Here is an 18,411-nt window from a genome sequence, read left to right on the forward strand (position 1 = left end):
CTCAGCGGTACTCCGTCATGCCGTCAAAGCCGTGCACCACTTGCACGGCATGTCCCAGTTCTTTCAAAATCTGTCGCGTCAGGTTCAGCTTCACCTGTAGTGCATTGTCATCGTGGTCAGGATCATGATGCACCACGACCCACTTTTTGGCCCCCACCAGCTTGGTCAGCGCACAAGCCGTGGCCAGATTGGAGTGCCCCCAGCCGATGCGTTTGGGATAATCCGTCGGCAGGTACTGCGCCTCGTGCACCAGAAGATCCACCCCGTCCAAAAACCTGAGGATGGGCTCATAGGGCACGACTAGATCCGAGTCACGTGTCAGCGTCACCGGCGCGCCCGTGTAGCCTTGGAGGAACTCATTGTCCGGCACAAAGGCCACGCTCCAGCCGTCATGCTCCACCTTAAAGCCCACCGTGGCGCCGGGATGCTGGGTAAACTCCCGCGTCACCGTCACGTCTCCGATTTTCACCGGCACGTCATCCAGAAACACAAAATTGATCTTGGCGCGCAGATCTTCGCGCTGGATCGGGAAATAGTCCCGGTCCATCTGGCCGCAGAGCAGAGATTCGATATTCTTCCCAAACCCGCGCTCCCCATACACCGTAATCTCATACCCGGGGATGTAGATTGGCGTGAAAAACGGAAAGCCCTGGATGTGATCCCAGTGCGTGTGCGTGATGAAAAGATGAATGTGGCACGGCCCTCCGGCCAGGAAGGACTGCCCCGCCTCACGCAGGCCGGATCCAGCATCAAACAGGATTCGTTCTTTGCCCGTGTTGTACTCGAAGCAGGTCGTATTGCCACCATGCTGCGCATAGCGCGCTCCGCATACGGGAATGGACCCTCGCGTGCCCCAAAGCTTCACATGCGGGCGCTTCGTATCCAGCACCGGTGCATACTGCTCCGCCACAACAGGCAAATGTTCACGGTGGGTGATCCCTTTCGTCGTCCCCGCTTCATGAAAATACTGGCGCAGTTTTTCGATCAGCAGCGCAGGGTCAAAGGGCTTGATCAGCACATCCACTGGACCAGTCTGCTGGATGTGTTTCAGCTCGGTGGCATAATCTTTCGCCGTGCAGACGATCACCGGCAGGTGTTGCGTGGACTGCTGCGCCCGCAGGTGCCTCAGCACCTCCAGCCCGTTCATCTTGGGCATGATCAGGTCCAGCACCAGCAGGTCGGGCTGAAACGCCTCCATCAGCTCCAGACACTCTTCTCCATCCTCTGCCACACGTACGATGTAGCCGTTCGTCTCCAACGCATGAGAGAGGCGCATGGACAACGCACGCACGTCTTCAGCCAGCAGGATTTTTTTGGGTGGGGTTGGTTGCACCATGTCTTGCCTCGGTCTTCTCAAATAAAACGTGCAGAAATGGTGGTCGGGCTGGCGGGATTCGAACCCACGACCTCTTCGTCCCGAACGAAGCGCTCTACCAGGCTGAGCCACAGCCCGCCTTGATCATTGCTGACTCTTGCGGTTCCACTTTCGGCATTGCTGCGTTCCAGCGGTCGGGACAGTATCTGTAACCTTTTCAGGGAATCGCGCAAGTTAGAAGATGTCCGGCTCCGGCACCGCTGGACCATGCTGCAGGAAGTCAAAATCCGCACCTTGGTCCGCCTGTGTGACATGTTCGACAAACAGCTTCGCATAGCCGCGGTGGTAGCGCTGCGGTGCGGGCTTCCAGGCGGCCCGGCGCTTTTCCAGCTCCTCTTCACTGACGTGCAGATGCAGCTTCCGGTTCGGCACATCCAACTCGATCAGGTCGCCAGTCTTCACCAACGCCAGAGGTCCGCCCACCGCGCTCTCCGGCGCGATGTGCAGCACGCATGCCCCGTAGCTCGTTCCGCTCATGCGGCAGTCGCTCAGGCGCACCATGTCACGGATCCCCTGCATGATCAGCTTCTTCGGAATGGGGAGCTGCCCCCACTCTGGCATGCCCGGCGCGCCCACAGGGCCTGCATTGCGCAAAATGAGAACGGTGTCTTTCGTCACATCCAGATCCATGTCGTCGATGTGCTTTTTCATCTCCGCATAGCTGTCATACACCAGTGCCGGTCCCGTGTGCGTGCAGAGCTCTTTCGTCGCCGCCGCATGTTTGATCACTGCACCATCCGGACACAGATTCCCCCGCAGGATCGCCGTGCCGCCATCCGGCTGCAATGCGTTGGCGGGGGTGCGAATCACATCTTCGTTGTGAATGATCGCGTCCTCGATGTCTTCGCCCAGCGTCTTGCCGGTGATCGTCGGCACATCCGTGTGCAGCAGCTCGCGCATGCCGTTCAGCAACGCCCGCAGACCGCCGGCCAGGAAGAACTCCTCCATCAAATACTTGCCCGCAGGCCGCATGTTGGCCAGCAGCGGAATCTTGCGGCTGATCTCGTCAAACTTCTCCAGCGGCAGCTTGATCCCCAGGCGTCCGGCCATCGCCACCAGATGCACGATCGCATTCGTGCTGCCGCCCAACGCCATGTCCACCGCGATCGCATTTTCAAATGAGCGCTCGCTCACAATGCCCGACGGCTTGCGGTCCAGCCACACGTTCTCCACGATCTGCCGCCCCGCCGCCGCCGCGATACGCGTATGCGCACTGTCCACCGCAGGAATGGACGAAGCTCCCGGAATGCAAAGCCCCAGCGTCTCAGCCAGAGCCGTCAGCGTGCTCGCCGTTCCCATCGTCATGCAATGTCCCGGACTGCGCGCGATGCCGTCCTCGATCTCGCACCACTGCTCCCAGCTAAGATTGCCCGCACGCTTTTCATCCCAGTACTTCCACACATCGCTGCCGCTGCCCAGTGTGTCACCGCGCCAGTTGCCCTTGATCATCGGCCCGCACGGCATGTAGATCACTGGGATGTCCATGCTGAAAGCGCCCATCAGCAGCCCCGGCGTGGACTTGTCACAGCCACCCAGCAGCACCGCTCCGTCGATCGGATTTGCCCGCAGCATCTCCTCCGTCTCCATCGCCAGGAAATTGCGGTGAAACATAGCCGTCGGCTTCGTCAGCATTTCGCCCACGGACATCACTGGGATCTCCATCGGATGCCCGCCCGCCTGAAAGATGCCCCGCTTCACCGCATCCGCCGTCAGGCGCAGGTGCATATGGCACGAATTCAGATCACTCCACGTGTTCAGGATCCCGATCACCGGCTTGCCCACAATATCCTCACTCCCCCACCCCGCCTGCTTGGCACGGGAGCGGTGTCCAAAGGACCTGAGCTCATCTCGGCCATACCAGCGCCAGGAACGAAGTTGCTCAGGAGTTTTGCGAGTGGGGGTGGTTGCGGTGGACATTGGAGTAAAGATTAACAAGAGGGATTTCGTCTGGTCAAATCGTCCTCGTCCTCCTACTCGAACTCGTCCTCGATCAAATCGCTCCCTCCAAACCCAAGCGTCCGATTCCACCCAAACCCTGTCCGACATCACCCTTGTCCTTTCTTCGTAGCTTCTGCTACAAACAGTCCTCAATCATGCGCCCGTTCCTTTTCCTTCCGCTGCTCCTCCTCACCTCCCACCTCCTTGCAGCAGGCAAAGAGCTCGAAGGCGAGCGCGCCGCCGCCACCACCGTCTGCCCCACGCCCGAGGAAGCCCGCGCCAAAATGTCCGTGCCCGAGGGCTACGAGGTCCGCTGCTTTGCTCACGAGCCCATGGTGCAAAATCCCGTCGCCATGACCTGGGACCACCGAGGCCGACTCTGGGTTGTCGAGGCCTACGAATACCCCCTCGGCACGCCCCTCCCAGAAGACCAGCGCCCCTACGGCGGCGTGGCCAAGGACGATCAATACCACCCCATGCCGAAACTCGGCGAAAAAATCCCCCGCGACCGCGTCATCATCCTCGAAGACACCGACAACGACGGCACCGCCGACAAACGCACCGTCTTCGTCGAAGGCCTCAATCTCGCCAGCGCCATCATCTGCGGAGACAACGGCATCTACGTCGGCCAGCAGCCCCACCTCATCCACTTCCGCGATGACGATGGCGACGACAAACCCGACGCCTGGCGCGTCGTCCTCACCGGCTTTGGCCGTGAAGACACCCACGAACTCGTCAACAGCTTCACCTGGGGCCCCGACGGCTGGCTCTACATGACCCACGGCGTCTTCACCAACAGCAAAGTTCGCCGCCCCGGCCAGCCCGAAAGCGAAGGCTTCAAATTCGACGCCGGCATCGGCCGCGCCCGCCCAAGTAACGGGGGCATTCCTGCCCCCAAAGAATCCCCCGCCCCCTCCTGGGAATTCGAAGTCTTCGCCGACGGCACCAGCAATCCCTGGGGCTGCGACTACGACGCCGCCGGCAACTTCTTCGTCAGCGCCTGCGTCATCGACCACTTCTTCCACATGGCCCCCGGTGGCATCTACACCCGCCAGGGCGGCGCCCCCGAGAACCCCTACGCCTACGAACTCCTCCCCAGCATCGTAAAACATAAGCACTTCCGCGCCGCCTACGCCGGCATCCAGATCTACCAGGGCGGCCGCTACCCCGCCGACACCCACGGCCACGCCTTCATCGGCAACATCCACGACAACGCCATCCACGAAGAAGTCCTCACCCCCGTCGGCGCCACCTTCAAATGCGAACCCCGCCGCGACTTCCTCCGCGCCAACAACGGCTGGTTCCGCCCCGTCAGCACTCAGACCGGCCCCGACGGCTTCCTCTGGATCATGGACTGGTGCGACAAATACCCCTGCTACCAAAACGCCAAAGCCAATCCCGAAGGCGTGGACCGCGAACGTGGCCGCATCTGGCGCATCGTCCTCAAGGACGACAAATCCAAAACCACGCGCGAACAAACCGACCTCAACCTCAAAACCCTACCCACCCCCGATCTCGTCAAAACCCTGGCGCATCCCAACAATTGGATGCGCCGCATGGCGAGAAGGATGCTGGTGGAAAATGTGACGGCACCTCAAAATAACGAAATCCAGTCGGCATTGGAGCAAGCAATCAAGAAGGCAGCAGTGCCCTCTCTGAAAATCGAAACTATGTGGACACTGGGTTCATTTGGATATGCCAAACGCATTTTCAGCCCTTCCACCTCATTTGGTTCATTTCGCTTCTCCTCTGAAATCGCCCGCTCCCTAGCCAAGGATCCAAGCGAATTTGTAAGAGCTAATTTTGTTCGAAGTCAAACCCGTACGAACCCTGATTCGTTTGGAGTTGAAACTAAAATTGATGAGTTCGAAAACTTGCTGGCAGATTCCTCTGCCTCTGTCAGATCCCAGGCGATTGTGATGTTCCGTGACATGTTTAGTACAGCCCCTCTGACACTTGAAGCTGCTTTACTCTCAACTCCCTTTGGTTTCGACTCCATGGAGGACATCAAAAGGCTTCTAAAGTCTCTGCTAGTTGCCAACAAAAACCCTGGTGATTCTTTGATCCAGTTTCAGGCATGGCAGGCGATATCATCACTCGTAGCTAATGACAGTGCTGGCGAATTCATGGCTTGGTATGCGGCTATCGCACCTGAGTCACAGCCCCTCTCTCTTGCCCTCACCCACAAAGCCATGCGCCGCCTCTGCGACACCCGCAAGCCCGAGAACCTCGACCTCGCCATCGCTTTCTGCGACAAAATCTCCGCCCACGACATCCTCCTCGCCCACGCCCTCGGCGGCCTCGTCAAGGGCCAGGATAGCGGTGTCATCAAGCCCACCAAAGACGTCTCCGCCAGCCTCGCCAAATGGCGTGCCCACGCCAACGCAGACATCCGCAAGCACGGCCAGACCCTCGCCGTCCTCTGGGGCGATGAAGCCGCCCTGCAGGAAACCATCACTGCCCTGCGCGACACCACCAAGCCCGAAAAAGAGCGCGTCGCCCTGCTCCAGTCCATTGTCAAAGTGAAGTCGGACACCGTCAAAAAGGCGCTGCTTCTCATCCTCACCGAGAGCACCTCTCCCGCTCTCTCCGTCGCCGCCATCCGCGCCGCCGCAGACTTCGGCAGCGATGACTTCATCTCTCCGCTGCTCTCCGTAGCGCAAACCTCCGCCTCACACCGCGATGCGCAAGCCAGAGGCCTCCTCTACAACGCCGCCATTGAGGCACTCTGCAGCCGCACCCCATGGATTCACACCCTGCTCGATGCCATCGGCGAAGGCAAAGTCAGCGCCGCAGGCTTCCCCGCTCCCGTCCGCCGCGCCCTCGCCACCAGCCAGGACACCGCCACCCGCAATCACGCCTCCAAGGTCCTCGGTGCCTGGCAGGACTCTTCCGACGATGTGAAAGTCCTCATCGCGAAAAAGAAACAAGCCTGTCTCACCGGCGAGCCCGACCTCGCCAATGGCAAGCTCCTCTTCACCGCCACCTGCATGGTCTGCCACGAGTTCCACGGCGGCGGCCAGAAAGTCGGCCCAGACCTCATTGGCAGCGGCCGCAGCAATCTCGACGCCATCCTCGCCAACGTCATCGACCCCAATCAGATCATCGGCAATGGCTACGAAAACTTCACGCTCAGCACCAAGGACGGCCGCACCCTCGCCGGTCGCGTTGTCGAAGACACTCCCAGCCACGTCAAACTCCTCGGCGCAGGCGGTGCCTCCCAGATCGTCCCACGCAATCAGGTCGCCACTCTGACCAACACCAAACAAAGCCTCATGCCCATGGGCTTCGGCAATCTCCCCGACACCGCCTTCCGCGACCTCATCTGGTACGTCCTCGCCCCGCCGGATGAAGGCCCTCTGACCAAGGAGAAAAAGGAACTGCTGATCAAAGGCGTCGAAGACATCGCCCCCGCAAAATCGAAGGGCAACAGCTCCCGCACCATCGACTGGGAAAGCGTCAACCTCTGGAACCCCGCATGGACCGTCAGCGCCCCCGACTTCGAGCGCACCCCCATGAAGCTCAGCGAATACTACGGCCGCAAAAACGTCCTCCTCATCCACCCCTTCCCCGACAAAAAAACACCCGCCAGTTTCGAGCGCACCCTCAAGATCGAGCCCGGCAAAACCAAACTCACCGCCACAGTCGCCGCCGATGATCGCGGCGACTGGACCGCCAAGGCCGTCATCAATGGCGAAGTCGTCAAAGAACTCACCGTAGACCACGAAAAGCCCCGCTGGAAAACCATCGAACTCGACCTCTCAAAATTCACCGGCCAGGAAATCACCCTCCGCCTCGAAGCCCATGCCAACGGCTGGAACATGGAGTTCGCCTACTGGGGCGGCATCACGCTGGAGTAATGCAGAGCTGACTAAACAGCTTGCTTTAGTTTGGACTTACCCACGGGTGCAGCTCTTCGTTTGGGAGGAAGAATTTGAATGCCTTGAACAGACGATTTTTCTTTCTTGGAAGCCTGTTTCCGCTTCAGCAGCCACTGGATGAGTGAGTGGGAAGACTCCGCCGAGCCCTTCTTGGCCAGCAAACCTTTGACGCTGATGTCCTCATCAAGAGCAGGCCAGTGAATCCCCGAACCGCCACCGATGAGCCGATAAGCCCGCCGCTCGGCCTTCGTGGCAAACCGCAGGCGTGGAAACAAAGCGGTCGGCACCACAATTTGCCGCCCTCCCTCAAGCAGCACATGCAGCACTTCCCCCTCAAAGGAAACCTTCAAGGCTTTGGGCGCATCAAGATCAGGATTCAAAGTGCTCATTCCAGCGCTGAATAATAGCTTGTTTATTTCGGGATACAATACGTTCGATTCTCCGGATCTCTGCCGCACCAAACCCTCCTGATGATGCCAGTTTTACCGGCTCCAGCCAGAATTTGGCCTCTTTGTTTTCGCGCTCGACATGCACATGCACAGGTTCATTGCCCTCGTCTGAATAGAAAAACAGGCGATAAGGGCCGCTTTGGAGCACAACGGGCATGCAAAACCTTTGATGGAAACTACACCTCTGACAAGCCCGAGTTTCTTCTGTGCAAGTGCCCGAAATCATGCAGGGTGCGGCCATGCGTCGTGCCCCCGCACTCCTCTCCATCCTGGCCGCCAGCGTGAGTCTTCACGCCGCGCCTCCGTCTCCTGCACCGGCCCCCGCTGCACCCGCCGCGACGACGCCCCCTCCCACCAAGCCAGCGGCCAAACCGGCAGACTCCAAGCCAGCCGCTCCCAAATCCGAGGCCAAGACACCCGCCGCACCTCCGGTCAAGCCCCCGCCGGAAGACGCCTACACCCAGATGGAGATGCTCACCCGTGCCATGGAAATGGTGCGGCAAAACTACGTGGACGAGTCCAAGATCACCTACGCCGAGCTCGTCGAGGGCGCGCTGGAGGGCATGCTCCACCGCCTGGACCCGCACTGCGAATACATGGGCAAGTCTCTCTTTGAGGACATGCAGCGCGAGCAGAGCGACACCTCAGAGGGCATCGGCATCACCATCGCCCTGCGTCAGAATATTCTCACCATCATCACCGTGCGCGAGGACGGCCCCGCTTCCGCTGCAGGCGTCCTCTCCGGCGACCAGCTCGTGCGCATCAATGATGTGCTTACAGACTCCGTCGGCGTCGCCGAGGCCATGCAGCTCCTCCAGGGAAAGACCGGCGAGGAGGTCCGCCTCACCGTCCGCCGCCCAGGGACCAAGCAGTTCCTCGAGTTCAAGGTGAAGCACGAAACCCTGGCCGAAACTTCCGTGCACGATCCCATGCTGCTCTCCTCCAAAATGGCGGGCGACTACAAGATCGGCTACATGCGCATCTCCCAGTTCAACCAGCCCACCGCACGCGAGATGAGCAAGGCGCTCGATGATCTCGAAAAGCAGGGCATGAAGGCCTTCGTGCTCGACCTGCGAAACAACCCCGGCGGCCTCGTGGACAGCGCCGTGGCCGTCTGCGGCGAGTTCCTCCCCGAAGGCACCGTCGTCGTTACCACCGAGGGCCGCGTCGCCTCTCAAAATCCACCGCCCTTCCGCACACCCGCTCGCAATGGCAAAGAGCCGCGCAAATACCCCATCGCCGTCCTCATCAATCAAGGCAGCGCCAGCGCCTCCGAGCTCACCGCCGGCGCGCTGCAGGACCTCAAGCGCGCCATCATTGTGGGCACCACCAGCTTTGGCAAAGGCAGCGTGCAGACCATCCTGCCCATGAAAAACGGGGCCGCCATGCGTCTCACCACCGCCAAGTATTACACCCCCAGCCATCGCACCATTCACGAAGCCGGAGTCGAGCCCAACATCATCTCCGCCCTCACTTCTGAAGAGGAGCTCCGCATCGCCAAATGGCGCGCCTCCCACGGCACCGGCGAAGCTGCCGCCCTGGAGCTCGCCAGTCTCGGTGACAAGCAGCTCGAGCGCGCCGTGGACTCCCTCAAAGGCGTCCTCGTCTTCGACGCCTTCGTCGCCCCCGCTCTCGCACCCGCCGCCAAGCCCCTCGAAAACCGCTAGACCTGTTCTCGCAGAGACAGTGCAGCAGCACATGGAAGCTCGCAAAATCTTGATTCCAAAAGTATTCTCTACGGTCTTCTAATCTCTTGCGGTGTAAATCCGCCTGTCTCTGAAGCCTACTCCAGCAGACCTCGCGCAATGATCGCATCCACCGGATTGTGATCGTCTGAAAACACCACCTGGGAGCGCGGCACCGTGCCCGCCGGCACCAGCGTGCGGATCAGCTTCTCCTGCCACGATCCCGGCGTCACATACCGGTCGGTCATCAGCGCACGCACATTCTCGCGCGAGCACATCAGGATCACGTTCTGCGGTTCATCCTTGCGGTAGCCCACGCCAAAAGCCTCCACCGAGGGAAACACCTGCCGCAGCGTGGCCACCATCCCCGCCGTGAGATCCGCCTTGGGTCCGTTCACCGCCGCGATGATGTTCATCACATACACCCCCTTCGGCTCCAAGTGGTCGGCCACCAGTTGGAAAAACTCCCGCGTGGCCAGGTGCGAGGGGATCGCATGCCGCCCGTTGTACGCATCTCCAAAGATCAGATCCCACTTCTGGCCACCAGCCTGACGCAGAAACCGCCGCGCATCATCAGCATGTGCATTCACACGTGGGTACTCGTCCAGTTTGAAATACTTGCGCCCCACCTCGATCACCTGCGGATCGATCTCCACCACGTCCACCGCCGCCTTCGGAAAATCGCGCGACACATTCTCCGGCATCCCAAACGCGCCCGCGCCGATGAAGAGCGCGCTGCTCACCTCCGCAGGCTCGCGCAGCAGCGCCAGCTTCCAGTACTCCTGGTAGGGCAGGATCAGCTCTCCGGTGTCCGGATTCATCCCGCCCTCCTGTGTGGAGTCCAGCGCCAGAGTGCGGCGCCTGTGCGGTGCCTCTCCTTCATCATAGACGCTAATGTGGTGGTAGAAAGACTCACGCTCATGGATCAAGCCGATCAGCGGCGGCCGCTCAGACGTCCCGCCCACCACTCCGGCGATCAGTCCCGCGATCAGCACCTGCACCTGCGGCCCGCCCGCTTTCTTGGCCAGGATGAAGGAGGCCACCGCCAGCAGCAGCAGCACCGCTCCAGCTCCCACAAAAATGCCGCGCACACCAAAATTCGCCAGCAGGTAAAAGCCCGACACAAACGTGCCCACAAAGCTGCCCAGAGACCCCAGCATGCTGATCGTCCCTGCGGCCATGCCCACATGAGTGTCCTTTTGCGTCAGGCTGTAAAACCGCACCGATGCCGGCGACACCGCACCCAGCAGCACCCCTGGACACGCAAACAGCACCAGCGAGATCAAGAGCGGCCCGGTGATAACTCCATACGCGCTCAGCCCCAGGCTGAAAACCATGTGCAGCGCAGGAATGAAAAGCGTCAGCACCGCAGCAGCTGCCAGCAGCCATCCGATCAGGTCCAGTGCCGGCTTCCGGTCCGCCAGCCGCCCGCCCAGATAGCCGCCTACGCTGAAGGCCACCAAGATCACTCCGATCAGCGCCGTGGAGGTGTAGATCGTGTTGCCAAAATACGGGGCCAGCAGCCGGAAGGCGCTGATCTCCACCACCATGATCGCCGCTCCGGCAAAGAAGCACACCGCCCCTAGAAACAGACGTATTTGATGAGCGTAGGCATTCTCCACAGCAGGGGTCTCGGGAGTCTTGGGGGAAGTGGATCGTGACATGGGATTGCTGGCGCGGTTGGGCCGTTCAGTCGTTGTAAAATACCAGGCTCATGATTTTCCAGCCCGCCGGGGTCTGGATGAGCGTGAAACAGTCGGTGCCGGTGGTGATCTCGCTGCCCTTCGTCAGCTTCCAGCGCACGCTGGCCTGCGCTGTGCGGTCATCGCGCAGGATCTTCATGTCCGTGGGCACCTCGGTCATCGGCACCGTCGTGGTCGCATGGCTCAGCTTCTGCCCATGCAGGAAATCGGTCAGCCCATAGCTGTGCGGAGCGCCCTGATGCACAAAGACCACCCGCGCCTGCTCATGAAAACACGCGCCATACCCGTCCATGTCCTTCGCGGACCACGTGGAAAAATAATGCGTCAGAAACTCGCGCACATCAGCCGTCTCAACTCGGGACGCGGCCTCCTGCGCACCGCAGCCGGAGAGAAAGGCCGCGCTCAGGATCACGAAAGACGACAGCAGCACCAGCCTTTTCAGCACGAGGGTCAGCAGCGCTGGATCGTCATTCTTCATGCGGGTGTCATCGTTGGCGCTCAGCGCCCGGTTACTCCTCCGCAAAGGCCTCTTCCTCCACCCCGATCACGCTCAGGATGCGGTTCAGATCCTCCACGCCGTAGTAGTCGATCTCGATGCGCCCCTTCTTCTCCCCGTGGTGGATGCTCACATTCGTCGTCAGGTGCTGGATCAGCTTCTGCTCCACCGCCTGAATCGCACGCGTCAGGTCGGTCTCCGTCGGCTTGGGTGCCGGCGGGGGCGGCGGATGCAGGATGGCATCCACGGCCTTCTCAGTGGCGCGCACCGTCAGGCTCTTGGCCACGATCTGATGTGCCACACGCTCCTGCTCCTCATGCTGCTTCAGCATCAGCAGCACTTTCGCATGCCCCGTGGAGATCTTGCCCCCCACCAGCATGTCGCGGATGCCGCCGGGCAGTTCCAGCAGGCGCATCGTGTTGGCCACGGTGGCGCGGTTCTTGCCCACTCGCTGGGCAATGTCCTCCTGCCGCATTTGGAAATCTTTGGCCAGGCGGGAGTAGGCCTGCGCCTCTTCGATGGGGTTCAGCCCCTCGCGCTGCAGGTTCTCGATGAGAGCCATCTCCAGCACGTCCTTGTCGCTGGCCTCGCGGACGATCACCGGCACTTCCTTCAGCCCCAGTTCGCGAGACGCACGGAAGCGTCGCTCACCCGCGATCAGCTCCAGCTTTCCATTCACCCGGCGCACGATCAGCGGCTGGATGATCCCATGCTCGCGGATGGACTCCATCAACTCTGTGAGCATCTCGGACTGGAACTCCTTGCGCGGCTGCAGCGGGCTCGGCACCACCTGGTCCAGCGTCACACGGTTCACCACGTCTCCAGGGGCTGGCTGCGCCAGCGCAGGCACACGCGCCACTCCCGACACCGCAGGAGATGCCGAAATGAGTGCTCCGAGTCCTTTGCCGAGTACCGGTTTTGCCATAGGGCTGGCGAGACTAGGGAGCACTCGGAACGTTGCAAATCGGAATCGCGACGAATCTGCATCCGCCACAGCCAGGACTTTACCAAAGTCAAATACCGTTCCATGAGGTAACCATGAAAAGTATGACAGGATTTGGCCGGGGCGAGGCTCAGCGCCCCGGAGTCACTTGGAGCGTGGAATGCAGTTCCGTAAACCGCAAGCAGCTCGAAGTCGCCGTCAATCTCCCCCGTGAGCTCTCCGAACTCGAAAACGCCGTCCGCACAGAGGTCGCCGCCGCCGTCTCTCGTGGCCGCGTCAATGTCGCTGTCCGACGGGAAACCGGCGCCGCAGGCACTGACTCCATCCATGTGGACCACGCCCTCGCCGCCCATTACCTTCACGCCATGCATGCCCTCGCGCTCAAGCTGGACATGCCGCCGGACATCTCCCTCACAGACATCACCCGCCTCCCCGGCGTCATCACCCAAGCCCAGGCCGAAACCGCCGCCGAGGACGCCTGGCCCCCCGTCCAGGAGGCGCTGGCAGCTGCCCTGAAACAGCTCAACACCATGCGTACCACCGAGGGCGCCAGCCTCCGTAGCGACATCGAGTCCCGCCTCTCTCAGATCGAGACCCTCCTCGACTCCATCCGCACCAAGGCAGCCACCGTCCCCGAGCACCATCGCAAAATGCTCCGCCAGCGCCTCGAAGACGCCGGCCTCCCCCTCCCGCTCGACGACGAGCGCCTCGTCAAAGAAATCGCCCTCTTCGCCGACCGCACCGACATCTCCGAGGAGCTCACCCGTGCCGCCAGCCACGTAAAACAGTTCCGCGCGTACCTCGACGGCGGCGCTCCCGCCGGCCGCAGCCTCGACTTCCTCCTCCAGGAGTTTTTCCGCGAGTTCAACACCATGGGCTCCAAGTGCAACAACGCCGAAATCGCCCACCACGTCGTCACCGCCAAGACTGAACTCGAGAAGATCCGCGAGCAGGTGCAGAACGCAGAATGATCACGACCCGCTCGGCTTCGGCAACCCCTTGGGCACCGACTTCGGCATCTCGTGCTTCGCCTTGCCATCCTCCGGCAGCCACGCCTCCGGCGCACCAGCCTTCACCATCACTTCCCTCAGCGTCACACGGCCTCCGTCGCGGTGCTTGCTCTCCTCCGCCGCAGCCATGAACGCATAAATCTCCAGCGTCTGCTTTGGCAATACCGGCGGCTGCTTCGTTTGGAAAAACTTCACAATCTCACGCAGCATTGGTGTGTAGTCCCCCTCGGACTTCTGCTCGGTGATCTGCTTGTCCCCAAAGCGGATCAGCTTGTACGCCATCGCCCCTTCATGGATCGCCTGCAGAGTGCCTGTGCGCCCGCCCGCCCACAGCCCTGTCACCACCGACTCAGACGCAGTCGTCGTCCGCACCACAGAAAGACATCCTGTCCCCATCACCGTAAAGAGCGCCTCCGTCGGGTGGATGCCGTAAAAAAACAGGTCCGGATGGTGCGGCAGCACATGCGCCGGGCCATACGAGATCACACTGCGCGCAGGTGTTGCCTCCGCATTCGCCACCTCTAGCACTCCTGGATACCAGCGCACTGCCGAGGCGCTAAAGACCGGCACCTGCGCAGCTCCAGCCAGCCGGTAGATCTCCACCGCGTCCTTCAGCGAGACAGCCACCGGCTTGTCCATGAAGACCGGCTTTCCAGCAGCAATGATCTGCTTCATCTGCTCCAGGCGTGGGCGTCCTTCCAGGCTCAGCAGCAGCACCGCGTCCACATCCTTGCACGCCTCCGCCACGCTGCCCACGATCCGCACGCCAAATTTGTCCCGCACCGTGGCCGTAAAGCCTTCCACGCGCGTCTTGCTCTCCTCAATGTCCGGGCTGCCACCAGGAAAAGCCACCACCACCCTCGCCCCCGGGATGTGGTTCGGATTCGCCGGATCATTCAGCCGCAGCGTGAACTGCTCCGAATGCGAGGTGTCCAGCCCGATGATGCCAATTCGTAGGTCGTCCGCCATGAGAGGAGTGCCGACCAGCGCCGCCACACATCCCGAAGCGAGGATGCAAAGAGCTTGGAGGCGTCGGGTTGGGCGCATGACTTCTAAAATGCAGGCTGGTCTGTTAAAGCGCAACTGTTGAGTCGCTTGACCGTGCCGCCAGACCCGCTAGGCTCGCGCCCATGGAAACCGTCAGACTTGGCATCGTTGGGCTTGGAAACATGGGCAAGGCACACCTTGCAAACATTCGCGCTGGGAAGATCCCCGGCCTGCGCGTCACCGCGCTGTGCGAGAGCGTCGGCACCCTGCCGAACCTCGTCGAAGGCGAGAAGGCTTTCACCGATGTGAATGCCATGATCCGCAGCGGCCACATCGACGCCATCCTCATCTGCACCCCCCATTTCAGCCACACCACCATCGGCATCGAGGCCCTCAAGGCCGGACTCCACGTCCTGGTTGAAAAGCCCATCTCCGTCCACAAGGCCGACTGCGAACGCCTCATCGCCGCCCACACGGATAAAAACAAGATCTTCGCCGCCATGTTCAACATGCGCACCAACGCCTGCTTCAAGAAGGTCAAAGACCTCATCGACAGCGGCGAGCTCGGCGCCATCCGCCGCGTCCACTGGGAGGTCACCAACTGGTTCCGCACCAATTACTACTACGCCACTGGCGGCTGGCGCGGCACCTGGAAGGGCGAAGGCGGCGGCGTCCTCATGAACCAGTGCCCGCACAATCTCGACCTCTTCCAGTGGCTCTTCGGCATGCCCCAGCGTGTGCGTGGCTTCTGTCAGTTCGGCCGCTTCCATGAGATCGAGGTCGAGGACGACGTCACCGCAGTCCTCCAGTACGACAGCGGCACCACCGCCACCTTCGTCACCAGCACCGGCGAGGCTCCTGGCATCAATAAGCTCGAAATCTCCGCCGAGCAGGGTCGCCTCACCGTCACCGACGGCACCCGAATCCACTTCCAGCGCAACCGCCAGCAGATGAGCAAGTTCTGCATGGAAGCCGAAGCCGCCTTCGCCATGCCCGAAAGCTGGCACATGGACATCCATGTGGACCAGACCGGCGGTCAGCACATCGAGATCCTGCAGAACTTCACCAACGCCATCCTCAAGGGTGAGAAACTCCTCTCCCCCGCCGAAGAAGGCATCCGCAGCGTCGAACTCGCCAACGCCATCCTCCTCTCCACCTGGCAGGACAAGACCATCGAGCTCCCCATGTCATCCGCCGACTACGAGAGCCTCCTCATCGAAAAGGGCGAAAAATCCACCTTCCAGAAGACCAAGGTCGTCGCCAAAGCCACCTCCGACGACTTCGCCAAGAGCTTCCGCTAAAAGCTCTTCAAGCCTGAAACTCATCAAACGCCGCCCGGGAAACCGCGCGGCGTTTTTTGTGCCCTCCATCTCTCCGTCACAGCCCTAGCCCGTAGAGAACAGCGGCCCCGACTGGCGACAGGCATCCAGCATCTCCTATCTCCATCCACGCACACTCCACACCAACCCCGGCACACTGATTGCTTGCAACTTTGGAATAAAATTGTTCGTTCCTGCATCTAACGGTACGACATGCTCACCCGCCTCACAGCCCTGCTCCTCAGCCTCTGCATCGCTTTGCCGATGTGCTGGTGCTGCGTGGCCGTCAGCGCATCACCACAGGCCGAGGTGGCATCTTGCTGCGCCCGTAAACAGCACGCGGCCTCAGATCATCATTCCGGCCAGCCCAAAGACCAAGGCTGCCCCTGTGCCCGCCATGAGGCCTCGCGCGACTTCGCCTCCACTATCGTCAAGGCTCCCGCCCCGGCATTGAAGCTCCTCGCAGCGCCTGTCTGGCATCTCTTCTCCACCACCAGCTTCCAATTTCAGATTTCATCTCTTTCTGCGCCCCGTCACGACCACGGGCCGCCCCTGTACACATCGCCGCCGCTCTACGCTCGGCACTGTGCCCTTCTCATTTGAAGACACACCCCCCGCGTCTGGAAGCCAGACGCTCCGGGCAGCAGTGATCTTATCTCATTCTTCGCGGCCATGATTTGTGCCGCACCCCAGACAGCCTGCCCGGCCGTCTGGCCTCACCGCCAGTTCAACACGCCACCCGATGGCACACCCGGCACGTGCACGCCTGCGCCGCGCGCCGGAATCCTCAAAGCAGGCACCTCAAAAACACAAACAAACACAACACTATGAAAACCATCCTCACCCTCATCGCCGCAGCCTCCGTCGCCGCCCTTTCCAGCACCGCTCTTGCCGCCGGCAAGGCCTGCGAAAAGTGCTGCAAGGACAACTGCGCCGCCTGCTGCAAGGAAAAAGGCAAGACCTGCGGCAAAGACTGCTGCAAAGGCGAATAAGCTCTCCTGACCAGCCACGCCGCCACCTGGAAACAGGTGGCGGCTTTTTTTGGGGCCGATTCTCGACAGCCATGGCCGCTGAAAGCGGCGAACTCATTTACAGGCATGCGACTGACGCAGCCAATGGGGCCGCTCCGTTGTCAGGCAATGTGGCAGACTCTTCGAGAACAGGGCTATTCAGCCGCTTTTTGCAGCGCCTTCAGAGACGGCGCTCCTTTCAGCTTCTCCACTTGTTCAGCCACGACTTCAGCGCGCCGGGCCGCCTCCTGGCGTTCCCTGACTTTCGCCAGCAGAGTTGACTGATGCGCTTTGCGTAGCTTTTCAGCCATGGCTGAGTTGGGGCTTTGATCCGCTCCTGTAGATGCCATGTCTTCGGCAAATGAATTCAGCAGCCTCGTAAGCTCTGTGTCATCATGCGCCAGATTCTGCATCACCTGCTGGATTTCCGCAGGAGTGGCCACGGAGCCTGCCTTGATCTCTTTCTCTTTCACGCTGGGCCGGAACATCACTGCCAGCAATCCCCCCAGCAGCACACCCACCGCTCCTGCAGCCAGGATGACCTGCTTCTGTGGCATTCGAGCAGCCGGCTTTGTCTGCGCGGCAGGTTTCATGCTCGCGGCCATCAGCGGCCCCTTCAAGCCGGCGATTCTTCCTGAATCCAGCCCCAGCCCGAGATCGATGGCTATCGGCCTGGCCGGAGCAGCGCCCGGCTCCGCAGCCTGCTTCATTGCCACGTTGATGTGCGCACGAAATTCCGACGCATCCTGATAACGCTTTTCCGGATCAGGGTGCATGGCTCTGGCGATGATCTCGTCCCATCGCTTCGAAACTTGGGCAAACTCCGTGACCGAACGACGCGGCTCCTTGGGCACGGTGCCCGTCAGCATCTCATACAGCACCACACCTGCGGCATAAATATCCACCCGATGGTCCACCACGCTGCCGCCGCGGATCTCCGGCGCGGCATAATCCGGCGTGCCAAAGGGGTTCTCCTGCTCCGCCTCATCAGAAACAGGTCGCGCCAGGCCAAAGTCAGCCACTTTCACATGGTCAGCGTCATTCACCATGATGTTCCCCGGCTTGATGTCCCGGTGAATGATCTGGTGTTCATGCGCAAAGGTCAGCGCCTCGCACAGTTGCATCGCCAGGTTCGTCGCCTTTCTGAGTGAGAGCCCCCCTTTGTGAATCATCTCGTGAAGGGACCTCCCCTCAATCCATTCCATCACCAGATAAAGATGCCCTCCGGCTGTGATGCCAAAGTCATACACCCCGACGATGTTCGTGTGGTTCAGCTTCGCCATCGCGCGCGCCTCCACCTTGAAGCGGTCGGCAAATTCTTTTTCAGCCCCAAATTCGGGCGGCAGAATCTTCACAGCCACTCTACGATCCAAGCTCTCCTGATAGGCTTTGTACACCGCGCCCATGCCGCCACATGCCGCCAGTTTTTCAAATTGAAACTGCGGCAGATAGGCGTCCATCGCCTCCAGGCTGGGCACATCAAACGAAGGCTGTTCGTCAGGGGTCGACTCTTCGGGCATCTCCATACATACCCGCTTCTCACTCATGAGCGAGCAAAAAAATTCCGATGCTCCATTCTTAAAAATCTAACCCATATCCACAAGCCCTTCAAAAA

The 18,411-nt window shown here is 60.9% G+C and carries 15 protein-coding genes and 1 tRNA gene; 6 read left to right on the forward strand and 10 right to left on the reverse strand.

The window, feature by feature from the left end; genetic code table 11:
* Position 1: 1 nt before the first annotated feature.
* The 3 genes from HNQ65_RS25150 to araD all read right to left on the reverse strand — a co-directional run bounded on the left by HNQ65_RS25150 (position 2) and on the right by araD (position 3,292).
* A complete protein-coding gene (locus tag HNQ65_RS25150) occupies positions 2-1,336 on the reverse strand; it encodes a response regulator (protein WP_184344373.1) in 1,335 nt (444 codons plus the stop codon).
* Between the two features lie 40 nt (positions 1,337-1,376).
* Positions 1,377-1,453, reverse strand: a tRNA-Pro gene (locus HNQ65_RS25155).
* Positions 1,454-1,549: 96 nt separating this feature from the next.
* A complete protein-coding gene (gene araD, locus HNQ65_RS25160) occupies positions 1,550-3,292 on the reverse strand; it encodes an L-arabinonate dehydratase (RefSeq protein ID WP_184344375.1) in 1,743 nt (580 codons plus the stop codon).
* Positions 3,293-3,468: 176 nt separating this feature from the next.
* Between araD and HNQ65_RS25165 the strand changes: the two genes are divergently transcribed.
* The gene (locus tag HNQ65_RS25165; RefSeq protein WP_184344377.1) at positions 3,469-7,173 is read left to right on the forward strand and encodes a PVC-type heme-binding CxxCH protein; all 3,705 of its coding nucleotides are present in this window, start codon (positions 3,469-3,471) and stop codon (positions 7,171-7,173) included.
* Between the two features lie 11 nt (positions 7,174-7,184).
* Here HNQ65_RS25165 and HNQ65_RS25170 read toward each other — a convergent pair whose 3' ends face one another.
* Positions 7,185-7,583: a DUF2442 domain-containing protein gene (locus HNQ65_RS25170; protein WP_184344379.1), complete on the reverse strand. Its 399-nt coding sequence runs from the start codon at positions 7,581-7,583 to the stop codon at positions 7,185-7,187.
* A complete protein-coding gene (locus HNQ65_RS25175; protein ID WP_184344381.1) occupies positions 7,564-7,800 on the reverse strand; it encodes a DUF4160 domain-containing protein in 237 nt (78 codons plus the stop codon). Before HNQ65_RS25175 ends, HNQ65_RS25170 begins: the two co-directional genes overlap by 20 nt.
* A gap of 82 nt (positions 7,801-7,882) precedes the next feature.
* Between HNQ65_RS25175 and HNQ65_RS25180 the strand changes: the two genes are divergently transcribed.
* Complete coding sequence (locus tag HNQ65_RS25180; protein WP_184344383.1) at positions 7,883-9,310, forward strand: S41 family peptidase; 1,428 nt, start codon at positions 7,883-7,885, stop codon at positions 9,308-9,310.
* A gap of 116 nt (positions 9,311-9,426) precedes the next feature.
* Here HNQ65_RS25180 and HNQ65_RS25185 read toward each other — a convergent pair whose 3' ends face one another.
* From HNQ65_RS25185 to HNQ65_RS25195, 3 genes are read right to left on the reverse strand one after another with little or no spacing between them, the layout of a single operon-like run.
* Positions 9,427-10,992: a fused MFS/spermidine synthase gene (locus tag HNQ65_RS25185; protein ID WP_184344384.1), complete on the reverse strand. Its 1,566-nt coding sequence runs from the start codon at positions 10,990-10,992 to the stop codon at positions 9,427-9,429.
* A gap of 25 nt (positions 10,993-11,017) precedes the next feature.
* Positions 11,018-11,509, reverse strand: a complete 492-nt coding sequence (locus HNQ65_RS25190) for a nuclear transport factor 2 family protein (RefSeq protein WP_184344386.1) — start codon at positions 11,507-11,509, stop codon at positions 11,018-11,020.
* A gap of 31 nt (positions 11,510-11,540) precedes the next feature.
* Entirely contained in the window at positions 11,541-12,452 is a 912-nt protein-coding gene (locus HNQ65_RS25195; RefSeq protein ID WP_184344388.1) for a ParB/RepB/Spo0J family partition protein, read from the reverse strand.
* A 113-nt stretch (positions 12,453-12,565) separates the two neighbouring features.
* Here HNQ65_RS25195 and HNQ65_RS25200 point away from each other — a divergent pair, with 113 nt between their 5' ends.
* A complete protein-coding gene (locus HNQ65_RS25200; protein WP_184344390.1) occupies positions 12,566-13,441 on the forward strand; it encodes a YicC/YloC family endoribonuclease in 876 nt (291 codons plus the stop codon).
* Here the strand turns inward: HNQ65_RS25200 and HNQ65_RS25205 are convergent, their stop codons facing one another.
* On the reverse strand, positions 13,442-14,527 hold the full coding sequence (locus tag HNQ65_RS25205) for a Gfo/Idh/MocA family protein (RefSeq protein ID WP_184344391.1): 1,086 nt from the start codon (positions 14,525-14,527) through the stop codon (positions 13,442-13,444).
* An 83-nt stretch (positions 14,528-14,610) separates the two neighbouring features.
* Here HNQ65_RS25205 and HNQ65_RS25210 point away from each other — a divergent pair, with 83 nt between their 5' ends.
* The 3 genes from HNQ65_RS25210 to HNQ65_RS25220 all read left to right on the forward strand — a co-directional run bounded on the left by HNQ65_RS25210 (position 14,611) and on the right by HNQ65_RS25220 (position 16,778).
* Positions 14,611-15,768: a Gfo/Idh/MocA family protein gene (locus tag HNQ65_RS25210; RefSeq protein ID WP_184344393.1), complete on the forward strand. Its 1,158-nt coding sequence runs from the start codon at positions 14,611-14,613 to the stop codon at positions 15,766-15,768.
* Positions 15,769-15,999: 231 nt separating this feature from the next.
* A complete protein-coding gene (locus tag HNQ65_RS25215) occupies positions 16,000-16,389 on the forward strand; it encodes a hypothetical protein (protein WP_184344395.1) in 390 nt (129 codons plus the stop codon).
* 224 nt (positions 16,390-16,613) lie between these two features.
* A complete protein-coding gene (locus HNQ65_RS25220) occupies positions 16,614-16,778 on the forward strand; it encodes a hypothetical protein (protein WP_184344397.1) in 165 nt (54 codons plus the stop codon).
* 173 nt (positions 16,779-16,951) lie between these two features.
* Here the strand turns inward: HNQ65_RS25220 and HNQ65_RS25225 are convergent, their stop codons facing one another.
* Entirely contained in the window at positions 16,952-18,316 is a 1,365-nt protein-coding gene (locus HNQ65_RS25225) for a serine/threonine-protein kinase (RefSeq protein WP_184344399.1), read from the reverse strand.
* Positions 18,317-18,411: the final 95 nt, after the last annotated feature.

Source organism: Prosthecobacter vanneervenii (assembly GCF_014203095.1).
In the GTDB taxonomy this organism is placed as follows: Bacteria; Verrucomicrobiota; Verrucomicrobiia; order Verrucomicrobiales; family Verrucomicrobiaceae; genus Prosthecobacter; species Prosthecobacter vanneervenii.

What these genes read in the sequence shown, in the direction of transcription:
- HNQ65_RS25215 (WP_184344395.1), top strand. Translation starts at nt 16,000, where the DNA reads ATGCTCACCCGCCTCACAGCCCTGCTCCTCAGCCTCTGCATCGCTTTG.
- HNQ65_RS25195 (WP_184344388.1), bottom strand. Translation starts at nt 12,452, where the DNA reads ATGGCAAAACCGGTACTCGGCAAAGGACTCGGAGCACTCATTTCGGCA.
- HNQ65_RS25175 (WP_184344381.1), bottom strand. Translation starts at nt 7,800, where the DNA reads ATGCCCGTTGTGCTCCAAAGCGGCCCTTATCGCCTGTTTTTCTATTCA.
- HNQ65_RS25165 (WP_184344377.1), top strand. Translation starts at nt 3,469, where the DNA reads ATGCGCCCGTTCCTTTTCCTTCCGCTGCTCCTCCTCACCTCCCACCTC.
- araD (WP_184344375.1), bottom strand. Translation starts at nt 3,292, where the DNA reads ATGTCCACCGCAACCACCCCCACTCGCAAAACTCCTGAGCAACTTCGT.
- HNQ65_RS25210 (WP_184344393.1), top strand. Translation starts at nt 14,611, where the DNA reads ATGGAAACCGTCAGACTTGGCATCGTTGGGCTTGGAAACATGGGCAAG.
- HNQ65_RS25200 (WP_184344390.1), top strand. Translation starts at nt 12,566, where the DNA reads ATGAAAAGTATGACAGGATTTGGCCGGGGCGAGGCTCAGCGCCCCGGA.
- HNQ65_RS25220 (WP_184344397.1), top strand. Translation starts at nt 16,614, where the DNA reads ATGAAAACCATCCTCACCCTCATCGCCGCAGCCTCCGTCGCCGCCCTT.
- HNQ65_RS25190 (WP_184344386.1), bottom strand. Translation starts at nt 11,509, where the DNA reads ATGAAGAATGACGATCCAGCGCTGCTGACCCTCGTGCTGAAAAGGCTG.
- HNQ65_RS25225 (WP_184344399.1), bottom strand. Translation starts at nt 18,316, where the DNA reads ATGCCCGAAGAGTCGACCCCTGACGAACAGCCTTCGTTTGATGTGCCC.
- HNQ65_RS25185 (WP_184344384.1), bottom strand. Translation starts at nt 10,992, where the DNA reads ATGTCACGATCCACTTCCCCCAAGACTCCCGAGACCCCTGCTGTGGAG.
- HNQ65_RS25150 (WP_184344373.1), bottom strand. Translation starts at nt 1,336, where the DNA reads ATGGTGCAACCAACCCCACCCAAAAAAATCCTGCTGGCTGAAGACGTG.
- HNQ65_RS25205 (WP_184344391.1), bottom strand. Translation starts at nt 14,527, where the DNA reads ATGCGCCCAACCCGACGCCTCCAAGCTCTTTGCATCCTCGCTTCGGGA.
- HNQ65_RS25170 (WP_184344379.1), bottom strand. Translation starts at nt 7,583, where the DNA reads ATGAGCACTTTGAATCCTGATCTTGATGCGCCCAAAGCCTTGAAGGTT.
- HNQ65_RS25180 (WP_184344383.1), top strand. Translation starts at nt 7,883, where the DNA reads ATGCGTCGTGCCCCCGCACTCCTCTCCATCCTGGCCGCCAGCGTGAGT.